The 10,653-nt window shown below is 65.5% G+C and carries 8 protein-coding genes; 4 read left to right on the top strand and 4 right to left on the bottom strand.

Translation table 11 applies throughout. From position 1 onward, the window contains the following. Window positions 1–39: 39 nt before the first annotated feature. Window positions 40–2,349 (top strand): bifunctional diguanylate cyclase/phosphodiesterase, encoded by a 2,310-nt coding sequence (locus AC3ANW_RS11730; RefSeq protein WP_488341024.1) that lies wholly within the window; start codon window positions 40–42, stop codon window positions 2,347–2,349. A gap of 89 nt (window positions 2,350–2,438) precedes the next feature. Next, on the top strand, window positions 2,439–3,605 hold the full coding sequence (locus AC3ANW_RS11725; protein WP_488341023.1) for an alpha-hydroxy acid oxidase: 1,167 nt from the start codon (window positions 2,439–2,441) through the stop codon (window positions 3,603–3,605). A 21-nt stretch (window positions 3,606–3,626) separates the two neighbouring features. Here AC3ANW_RS11725 and AC3ANW_RS11720 read toward each other — a convergent pair whose 3' ends face one another. From AC3ANW_RS11720 to AC3ANW_RS11705, 4 genes are all read right to left on the bottom strand, one after another. Then, on the bottom strand, window positions 3,627–4,883 hold the full coding sequence (locus tag AC3ANW_RS11720) for an AI-2E family transporter (RefSeq protein WP_488341022.1): 1,257 nt from the start codon (window positions 4,881–4,883) through the stop codon (window positions 3,627–3,629). A gap of 34 nt (window positions 4,884–4,917) precedes the next feature. After that, the gene (gene flhC / locus AC3ANW_RS11715; RefSeq protein WP_488341021.1) at window positions 4,918–5,484 is read right to left on the bottom strand and encodes a flagellar transcriptional regulator FlhC; all 567 of its coding nucleotides are present in this window, start codon (window positions 5,482–5,484) and stop codon (window positions 4,918–4,920) included. Window positions 5,485–5,537: 53 nt separating this feature from the next. Then, a complete protein-coding gene (gene flhD / locus AC3ANW_RS11710) occupies window positions 5,538–5,864 on the bottom strand; it encodes a flagellar transcriptional regulator FlhD (RefSeq protein ID WP_488341020.1) in 327 nt (108 codons plus the stop codon). Window positions 5,865–6,225: 361 nt separating this feature from the next. Beyond that, window positions 6,226–7,374: an aromatic ring-hydroxylating oxygenase subunit alpha gene (locus AC3ANW_RS11705; RefSeq protein ID WP_488341019.1), complete on the bottom strand. Its 1,149-nt coding sequence runs from the start codon at window positions 7,372–7,374 to the stop codon at window positions 6,226–6,228. A 272-nt stretch (window positions 7,375–7,646) separates the two neighbouring features. On the opposite strand from AC3ANW_RS11705, the gene AC3ANW_RS11700 reads away from it, so the two are divergent. Beyond that, on the top strand, window positions 7,647–8,600 hold the full coding sequence (locus AC3ANW_RS11700; RefSeq protein ID WP_488341018.1) for a polyprenyl synthetase family protein: 954 nt from the start codon (window positions 7,647–7,649) through the stop codon (window positions 8,598–8,600). A 41-nt stretch (window positions 8,601–8,641) separates the two neighbouring features. Then, window positions 8,642–10,591 carry a 1-deoxy-D-xylulose-5-phosphate synthase gene (gene dxs / locus AC3ANW_RS11695; RefSeq protein ID WP_488341017.1) on the top strand — a complete coding sequence of 650 codons (1,950 nt, stop codon included), beginning with the start codon at window positions 8,642–8,644 and terminating at the stop codon, window positions 10,589–10,591. The last annotated feature ends 62 nt before the right edge of the window (window positions 10,592–10,653 follow it).

Below are 10,653 nucleotides of genomic sequence, written 5' to 3'. Positions count from 1 at the left end.
TGCGCTCATGGTTGCGCCCCCGCGCGGCCCTGGCTGCCTATGTTTTCGTCTCTTCGACGTACCTTCGCGTTGCTGGCCCTGGTGCCCATCATTTCCATTGCCGCGCTGTTCGGCATGGTGGTCCTCGACGGTCGCCACGACGTCACGCAGAACATGCGCCACGCCAACGGCAACCTGGCCAACACGGTCGAGGAAAACATCCGCCGCACCCTCGATTTCTATGACCGTTCGATGCTGGGCGTGCGTGAGGCGGTGTCCAGCCCGGAGGTGATGGCGCTGCCCGACGCCATCCGCCAGCGCGTGGTTTTCGACAAGGCGGTAGAAGGCAGCGGCATCTCGACAGTGACGGTGGCCGACAGCAACGGCACGGTCATCCTCAGCACCAACCGGTCACTGGTCGATCGGGCGGTTTCGCTGGCTGACCGGCCTTATTTCATCCACCACCGCGACAATCTCGACCCCGGCCTGTTCATCAGCCCGCCGCTGCCATCGAAGCTCGACAACCAGTCGGTGGTGATACTGACCCGGCGCATCGACCGATCCGACCACAGCTTCGGCGGAGTGGTGACGCTCGCATTGAAAGTCAGCAGCCTCGAAACACTGTTCAACGCGGTGAACCTGGGCGAGGGCGGCCGCATTACCCTGCTGCGCGACGACGGGGCGGTGCTCAGCCGTTATCCGCCGGACCAGGCGACGCCGGGACAGTCCTTGCGCGGGACCGAGATCTTCAGGCGTTTCCTGGAAGGCGAGAACAATTTCGAGAGCCCGTCCGGCGTCGACGGTGTCAATCGTTACTACGTCATGAAGCGCTTCGTTCGTTATCCGCTGGTGATCACCGTGGCCCAGGCCACCGACACGGCCTACGCCGGCTGGCGGCAGCGCACCATCGGCCAGGGCCTCATCACGCTGACCCTGATGGTCGGCTGCGTTGCGCTGGCATGGCTGCTCATCCGTGAGCTGGAAACCCGGCAGGCCACCGCCTACCGTCTGCGCAACGCCGAGCGTGACCTGCGCACCATCCTCGACGGCCTGCCGTCCATGGTGGCGTATTGGGACAAGCACCTGATGATCCGGTTCGCCAACAGCCGCTACATGACCACGCTGGGTGTCAATACCAATGCCGAGGGTGAGCCGGTCGGCGGACTGATCGAGGGGCAGCGGCTGGTCGGATCCAGCGAGGCGCGTTTCTACCAGGCGCTGGCCGGTGAACGGCAGGAGTTCGAAACGCCGGTCAACGACGGCGATGGCCGGCGCCGCCACATGATGGTGAGCTTCGTGCCGGATATCGACGAGGGCGTGGTGCAGGGCGTCTTCGTGCAGGCCACCGACATCACCGACCGCAAGACCGCCGAAGACCTGTTGTTCGAGGAAAAGGAACGTATCCGCGTCACCCTGGCATCCATCGGCGATGCGGTCATCAGCACCGATGGCGAAGGGCGTGTCACCTACCTCAACCCGGTCGCCGAGGCGATGAGCGGCTTCGAGCCGGCCGAGGCCATCGGCCGCGACGTAGCCGAGGTGATCCCGCTCTATGACGGCGAGAGCCAGCAGCCCATCCGCAATCCCGTGGCCGAGGTGCTGGAAGAAAACCATATCGTCCGGCCATCGCCCAGCGCAAGCCTGGTCAACCGGCGTCAACTGCGTTTCGACATCGAGGACACCGCGGCCCCCATCCGCGACCGCGAAGGCCGCACAGTCGGCGCGGTGATGGTGCTTCGCGACGTCACCGCCGCCCGCGCCATGATGCTGCGCCTGTCGCATCTGGCCCAATACGACGCCCTGACCAGCCTGCCCAACCGGGTGCTGCTGTTCGACCGGGCGCAGCAGGCGCTGTCGCGTGCCGCCCGCGAACGCGGGCGGCTTGTGTTGATGTACCTGGACCTGGACGGGTTCAAGGACATCAACGATTCGCTGGGACACGACGCCGGCGATGCGGTGCTGGTCGAATTCGCCCAGCGCATGGGCCAGGCGCTGCGGGCGTCGGACACGCTGTCGCGCCAGGGAGGCGATGAATTCGTGGTACTGGCACCGACGGTGCACACCCGCGCCGCGGCGCAATTGCTGGCCGCCAAGCTGGTCGAGCTGGCGGCGCGGCCTTTCCGCATCGGCGAACACTTGCTGCACGTCACCGCCAGCCTGGGCGTGGCCATGTATCCGGACGACGGCGACACCTTCGACATGCTGGCTCGCCATGCCGACGCCGCCATGTACAGCGCCAAGCGCGCGGGCAAGAACCGTTTCCATTTCTATGACGGCCAGATCGGCGAGCATGCCGACAAACAGCTGGCGGGACACCGTGTGGCACCTTCTGCCGCGCGGCCGGATCCGTCACCACACGCGCCTGAATAGTTTTGCGCCGGCCGGAAATTTCTTCAGGCCACGCCGGCCGCGCCGCGGCTACCATGCCGGGCGAGTCCATTCCACCAGACACTGACCGCATGACCGACCTCAGCAAGATCACCCACGTTGAAGTGCTCCAGCGCGTGGCCCGTCGGCGTGTGCCGAAGATGTTCTACGACTATGCCGACTCCGGCTCGTGGACCGAGGGCACCTACCGCGCCAACGAAAGCGATTTCCAGAAGATATTGCTGCGCCAGCGGGTCGCGGTGAACATGGAAAACCGCAGCACCCGCAGCACCATGATCGGCCAGCCGGTCGCCATGCCGGTGGCCATCGCACCGACCGGCCTGACCGGCATGCAGCATGCCGATGGCGAAATCCTGGCGGCACGTGCGGCCAAGGCCTTCGGCATTCCGTTCACCCTTTCGACCATGAGCATCTGTTCGCTGGAAGACGTGGCCGAAGCCACCGACCGCCATCCGTTCTGGTTCCAGCTGTATGTGATGCGCGACCGCGGATTCATTGAACGCCTGATCGACCGTGCCAAGGCGGCCAACGTCAGTGCGCTGCAACTGACGGTCGACCTCCAGATCCTGGGGCAACGCCACAAGGACATCGTCAACGGCCTGAGTGCGCCGCCCAAACCCACGCTGCGCAACCTGCTCGACCTGGCCACGAAACCCCGTTGGTGCTGGAACATGCTGCAGACCCCGCGCCGCACCTTCCGCAACATCGCGGGCCACGTGGACGGCGTCACAGACCTGTCGAAGCTGTCGGCGTGGACGTCGCAGCAGTTCGACCCGCAACTCAACTGGGGCGACGTCGAATGGATCAAGCGCCGCTGGGGCGGCAAGCTGATCATCAAGGGCATCATGGATGCGGAAGACGCGCGCCATGCGGTCGACAGCGGCGCCGATGCGCTCATCGTGTCCAACCACGGCGGGCGGCAACTGGACGGGGCTCCTTCGTCGATTTCTGCGCTGCCTGGCATCGTCGATGCGGTCGGCAAGGAGATGGAGGTGTGGATGGACGGCGGCGTGCGCAGCGGTCAGGACGTGCTGAAGGCGCGAGCCCTCGGCGCGCAGGGTGTGCTGATCGGCCGGGCCTTTCTTTACGGCCTGGGTGCCTACGGCCAGGCCGGCGTCGCACGCGCGCTGGAGATCATCCACCGCGAGCTCGACCTCAGCATGGCCTTCTGCGGCAGGACCGACATCGAGAAGGTCGATTCCTCGATATTGCTGAACGGACGACGCGACTGGTTCTGACGAAAGTGCTGGATCCGCTGGCTAGGCACTCATCAGCTCGCCGACCGGCTTGAGGTCTTCCACCCGGTCGCAGATGGCCTTGATGACCATCATCACCGGAATGCCCAGCAGCAGGCCCCAGACGCCCCACAGCCAGCCCCATACCAGCACGCTGGCAAACACCACCACCGGGTTCATGCTGCTGGCACGGCTGGTGAGCCAGGGTGTCAGCAACTGGCCGACGACAATGTGGATCAGCACGGATGCGCCGCCCACCGTCAGCGCCATGTTGGGTGTGCCGAATTGCAGGAAGGCGACCAGCGCCGAGCCGCCGGTCACCACCGTCGAGCCCACATAGGGCACCAGGTTCAGCACCGCGGCAGCGATGCCCCAGACCGGCGCGTATTCGAGCCCCAGCGCCCAGTACACCAGCCAGGTCGCCACGCCTACCAGCAGGCTCATCAGCAACTGCACCAGCAGGTAACGCTGGATCTGCCCGGTGATCTCGTCCAGCACTTCCACCGTGATCTTCTTGCGGGTAAGGCTGGGTCCGGTGATCTTCACCAGCTTGCGCCGGAAGGTGTCTCCTGCACACAAGGCGAAGAAGGTCAGGAACAGCACCACCGTCATCTGGCCGGCCAAGCCCGCCAGGCCGACGGTGCCGGTCCACAGGTAGTCACGGATGTTGAAGGGTGCACGCTCCACGATCACGCGGGTGATGCCGCGCGTCGGCAGCGCCGGGCGCTGCGTCGCCTGTTCGAGCTGGGCGGCCGCAGCCTGCACCGTGTCGAGTGTGCTTGGGCCGGCGGCGGGGTCGGCCATGGTGTCGCGCAGCTTGCGGGCAGCGACCGGCAGCGAATCGACCAGATCGGCCGCATCGTCGCTCAGCCAGTAGGCCGTGCCGACGATACCGCCGATGATGGATAGCAGCAGCACGGCGGCGCTCAGGGCGCGCGGCACCTTGAAACGTGTCAGCCCCTCGACGATGGGCGAAAGCGCATAGGTCACCAGCAGCGCCAGCAGCAGGGGAATCAATACGGCGGCAGCCCAGCGCAGGGCGAGCAGGCTGGCCAGCGATGCCAGCACCACCAGGGCGATGCTGCGCACGTTGACAGGGGTCTGGATCAGGATACGCGGTGCGTCGGGGTCGCCGTCGGCGGGCGGTGGCAGGCGCAGGGCGATGGTCTCTGCGCCGCGGATCGGTACCGCGCCGGGCGGTACGTCGACCGGCTCGACGGCGGGGAGGGCTTCAACAGGATGGGCAGGCGGTGGCATCGGCGAAATTCTGATGCTCCGCATGGTGTCTCCCTGTAGGCGGACACCGGCAACTCGCTCAGTTCAGCATCAGCGCGCCGGCGGCCTTGCTCTTGCCGGCACGGGCGGGCGGGTTGCACAGGCCGCAGTGGTAGTGGCGTGCGTTCTCGTAGGGCTCGGTGACGAACTTGCCATTGCACTTGGCGCACTGGGTCAGGGCCAGCATGTTGGCATCGACGAACTTCACCAGGCGCCAGGCGCGGGTGAAAGACAGCAGGGCTTCGATCTCGGCGGCTTCGACCTGCTCGGTGTACAGGCGGTAGGCCTTGGTCAGCACTTCGACGGAATCCAGGGATGCACCCTTTGACAGGTATTCGTAGATGTTGAGGAACAGCGACGAATGGACATTCTCTTGCCAGGTCAGGAACCAGTCGGTCGAGAAGGGCAACTGGCCCTTCGACGGCGACTTGCCGGCGATTTCCTTGTACAGGCGGATCAGGCGTTCGTACGACAGCGAGGTTTCCGATTCCAGGACCTGCATGCGGGCACCCATTCGGATCAGCGTGGCGGCACGTTCGATCTGGCGCGACTCGTTGAGGACGCTCTTGACGACGGGGGCGGTGGCTGCTGCGGCGGTGGCGGTCATGTGGGGCTCCTGGGTTCTGGACGGAAGGGGCGGTACGAAACGGAGTCGGCGGGTCAGAGGACTTCGGAGACCCGGCCTGCCATCAGAATGTTGGCGTGCAGGCGGTTGGTGGCTTCGTTGCCCACCTTGTTCGACGTGTGGTTGGTCAGCAGGCTCCAGACCATTTCGTCGTCGACACGGAATCGGCACAGCAGGGTGTTGCCCGATGCCAGCTTGAGGATCTGGGCTGCCGACAGGGTGGCCAGCAGGTCCGCGCTTTCTTCGTTCAGGCCGAGGCGGAAGACGGCTTCTGCCTTGTCCATACGCACCAGGTTCTGGGCAAGCATCAGATAGGTCAGGTTGGCTTCGCGGATCTCGGCAAGCATTTGTTCGCGGGTCATGTTGATTACCTTTGAAGGCCGGATTCGCAAGCTGCTTTGACAGGTTGTCCAGCGCTCGATCCGATGAAATGGATTGTGAAGATGGGCCAATAGAAAATTAAGTCGGGGAAGCGTCATCCGCGATGTCTGGTTTCTTGTCGTCCTTGTAGGAATTTGCCTTACAGGAGATGAAGCTCCTGTACCTGCTTCACGAAGGGGCGTCACCTGCTGTGATCGCCGGATAACCGCGGTTTTCGCCAGCCTTATCGTTTGTGGGGTTGTAGGACCGCACTGACCGTTTTCTTGAAGGATTCGAAGCCCGCCGCAGCGGATCGCGGACGAAAAAAATCCGGCCTGGGCCGGATGTTTTCCTGGATGCGGATCAGCGCAGATCGGGCAGGGGGCCGAGCGCCTTGCGGTACCACTCGTGGAAGTGCTGCATGCCGTCTTCCATCGGGCTCTGGTAGGGGCCGCGTTCGTCGTCGCCGCGTTTCAGCAGGGCGGCCCTGCCGGCGTCCATGCGCTCGGCGATTTCGTCGTCTTCCACGCAGGTTTCCATGTAGGCGGCCTGCTGCGCCTCGACGAACTCGCGCTCGAAGGCGGCGATTTCTTCGGGATAGAAGAATTCGACCATGTTCATCGTTTTGGTAGGGCTGACCGGGTGCAGGGTCGACACCGTCAGCACGTGCGGGTACCACTCGACCATGATGTGCGGGTAGAGCGTCAGCCAGATGGCGCCGTATTTCGGCGGCACGCCCTTGCGCCAGTTGAGCAACTGTTCCTGCCAGCGCTGGTAGACCAGGCTGCCGGCCTTGCCGAGGCGGTTGGCCACGCCGACGGTCTGCACCGAATAGTCGTTGCCGAATTCCCAGCGCAGGTCTTCGCAGGTGACGAACGAACCCAGTCCGGGATGGAAGGGGCCGACGTGGTAGTCCTCGAGGTAGACCTCGATGAAAGTCTTCCAGTTGTAGTTGCATTCATGCAGCACGACCTTGTCGCGGACCATGCCGGTGAAGTCGAGATCGGCACGCGGGCCCAGTTGCGCCAGGTCGGAGGCGATGTCGCGGTCGCCTGCGTGGCCGGCTTCGAACAGCAGCCCGTTCCATTCCTGCAGCGGGTAGTTGTTGAGGTTGAGGCAGGGGTCTTCGGCGAAATGCGGCGCGCCCAGCAACTGGCCGTGGCGGTCGTAGGTCCAGCGGTGCAGCGGGCAGACGATGTTGCCGCCGGCGTGGCCGGGCGCGGTGGTGTTGAGCGAACCGCCACCCTGGAGCATGACGGCCTGACGGTGGCGGCACACGTTGGACACCAGTTCGACCCGGTTGTCCTGGGTGCGGATCAGGGCGCGCCCTTCTCCTTCTTGGGGAAGTGCGTAGTAGTCGCCCTTTTCGGGCACTGACAGGGTATGGCCGACGTAGCGTGGTCCTTGCTGGAACAGGCGTTGTTTCTCGCGCTGGAAAAGCGCTTCATCGAAATACGCGGCTACGGGAAGTTGGCTTGCGGCCTGCTGCAGTCGAAGACTTAAATCAGACATGGGTGACCTGACCTAAAGACTCCCCACAGGGAGAGATGACGAGGAGGAAAAACGCGCTGATAGGAAGCTGTAGGCGATGAGAACGCTGAGAGGCTCTTGATAGACGCGGAGATGAAAACGCCGGCACCAGGGCCGGCGTTCAAGGCCCGGATTGTAGCCGGGGGGGGCTGTCGCAAACGAAGGGCGGCGCTTTGTCCTTCAGCCGTTACCGGTGTTGGGCTGCGCCAGCCTAAAATCGGCGGTTTTTCCCCACAAAGCGACCGCTGCTGCAAATGCTCAAGGCGCCCACCGTTCCCGAGATGACATTCGACCTGCGCGGCTGGACCGCGAATTGCCTGGCGCTGATCGAGCCGGCCCTGGAGCGCTGGCTGACCGAGGGCATCGCGCCTTCGCTCGAATCGCTGAACGAACCCATGCGTCATGCGGTGCTGGACGGCGGCAAGCGGCTGCGTCCGCTGCTGGCGCTGGCGGCGCGGGCCGCAGTGGCTTCGCACGACACCGACCCGGCCGCCTCCACGTCCCTGGATGCCGCCGCCCTGCGCGCCGGCTGCGCGGTCGAACTGATCCATGCCTACTCGCTGGTACACGACGACATGCCCTGCATGGACAACGACGTTCTGCGACGCGGCAAACCCACGGTGCATGTGAAGTTCGGCGAAGCCGGCGCCCTGCTTGCGGGCGACGCGCTGCAGGCCCTGGCTTTCGAATGGATCACGCCGTCGGATGATTCGATCGCCCTCGCGCTGCAGGCGCGGCTGTGCGCCCGGCTCTCCCGGGCCGCCGGACGCAGCGGCATGGCCGGCGGCCAGGCGATCGACCTGGCCAGCGTCGGCCTGGCGCTGGACGAATCGGCCCTGCGGCACATGCACAGCCTGAAGACCGGTGCCTTGCTGCAGGCCAGTGTGGCGATGGGTGCGGCCTGCGGAAACGCGTCGGCGCCTGCGCTGCGATCGCTCGAATCCTACGGCGCCGCGCTGGGCCTGGCTTTCCAGGTGGTGGACGACATCCTGGATGTCACCGCCGATTCGGCCACGCTGGGCAAGACCGCCGGCAAGGATGCTGCTTCGGACAAACCCACCTACGTGTCGCTGCTCGGCCTCGATGGCGCACGTGCACGCGCCCGCCAGCTGCACGGCGCCGCCATGGCCGCCCTGCAGCAGAGCGGGCTGCCGGATACACGTGCCCTGGCCGCCCTGGCCGGCCTGGTCATGGACCGCAGCTTCTAGGCCATCGCCCGCAAGACAAGAACAACAGGCAACCAGACACCATGTCCCTCGATACCCCCGAATCCGGCGGCAACGCGCCGGCCACTTCACCCGCCGCCCCACCCGCTGGCCCGCCTGTCGCTTCGATCCTGTCGCGCATCGAGAGTCCGGCGGACCTGCGGGCCCTGCCGCGCGACCAGTTGCCGGCACTGGCCACCGAATTGCGCAGCTTCGTGCTGGAAAGCGTGGCGCGCACCGGCGGCCACCTGAGTTCCAACCTCGGCACGGTCGAACTGACGGTGGCGCTGCACTACGTCTTCGACACGCCGCGCGACCGCATCGTGTGGGACGTCGGCCACCAGACCTATCCGCACAAGATCCTCACCGGTCGCCGCGACCGCATGGATTCGCTGCGCCAGCAGGGTGGCCTGTCGGGTTTTCCGCAGCGTGCCGAAAGCGAATACGACACCTTCGGCACCGCCCATTCGTCCACCAGCATATCGGCGGCTCTGGGCATGGCGATGGCCGCCAAACAGAAGGGCGAGGACCGCCACGCCATCGCCGTCATCGGCGACGGCGCCATGACGGCCGGCATGGCCTTCGAGGCGATGAACAACGCGGGCGTGCTGGACGGCAGGCTGCTGGTGATCCTGAACGACAACGACATGTCGATCAGCCCGCCGGTGGGAGCCCTCAACCGCTACCTTGCGCAGCTGATGAGCGGCCGTTTCTATTCGGCTACCAAGAACGTCGGCAAGTCGGTGCTGCGTGCGGTGCCGCCGCTGTTCGAACTGGCCCGGCGTTTCGAGCAACATGCCAAGGGCATGGTCGTGCCTGCCACCCTGTTCGAGCAGTTCGGCTTCAACTACGTGGGGCCCATCGACGGCCACGACCTCGAATCGCTGATCCCCACGTTGGAGAACCTGCGCCAGTTGCCCGGTCCGCAGTTCCTGCATGTGGTCACCAAAAAGGGTCAGGGATACAAACTGGCGGAAGCCGACCCAGTGGCCTATCACGGGCCGGGCAAGTTCGACCCGGCCGTCGGGCTGGTCAAGTCGGCCACGCCGTCCAAACCCACCTTCACGCAGATCTTCGGCCAGTGGCTTTGTGACACCGCCGCGCAGGACACCCGGCTGGTCGGCATCACGCCGGCCATGCGCGAGGGTTCGGGCATGGTCGAGTTCGAGCGCCGTTTCCCCGACCGCTACTACGACGTCGGCATCGCCGAACAGCATGCGGTCACGTTCGCCGCCGGCATGGCCTGCGAAGGCCTGAAGCCGGTGGTCGCCATCTATTCGACCTTCCTGCAGCGCGGCTACGACCAACTGGTGCACGACGTCGCCTTGCAGAACCTGCCGGTGGTGTTCGCGCTGGACCGCGCCGGTCTGGTCGGCGCCGACGGTGCCACCCACGCCGGCGCTTACGACATTCCGTTCCTGCGCTGCATTCCCAACATGGCCGTCGCCTGCCCGGCCGACGAGCGCGAATGCCGCCAGTTGCTGACCACCGCCTATGCACAGAACCATCCGGTGGCCGTGCGTTACCCGCGCGGTGCCGGCGTGGGTGCGGTGCCGCTGGCGTCGCTCGAAGGACTGCCTTACGGCAAGGGCGAAATCCGCCGGCAGGGCAGCAGCGGTATCGCCATCCTGAGCTTCGGCACCATGCTGTATCCGGTCCTGGAAGTGGCTGAAACGCTGGACGCGACGGTGGTCAACATGCGTTGGGCCAAGCCGCTCGACACCGAGCTGCTGCTCCAGGTCGCCGCCGCCCACCAATCGCTGGTGACGGTGGAAGAGGGCGCCCTGATGGGCGGTGCCGGCAGCGCCGTCGCCGAAGCCCTGCAGGCGCATTGCGTGGTGCGGCCGGTGCTGCAGCTGGGGTTGCCAGACGTGTTCATCGAACACGGCGACCCGGCCCGGCTGCTGTCGCAGGCCGGCCTGGATGCGGCGGGCATCCAGGCGTCGATACAGCGGCGTTTCGGTGGCGGCGCCGGCATGCTTGCAGAAAGCTGAAGACGCGCCTCCAACCTGGGAAAACCCGACAGAGCCACGGTTACATCGATTCCTAGAATGCC

Source organism: Xylophilus sp. PBN-3R (genome assembly GCF_057747805.1).
This window is presented reverse-complemented; position numbering and strand designations above follow the sequence as displayed.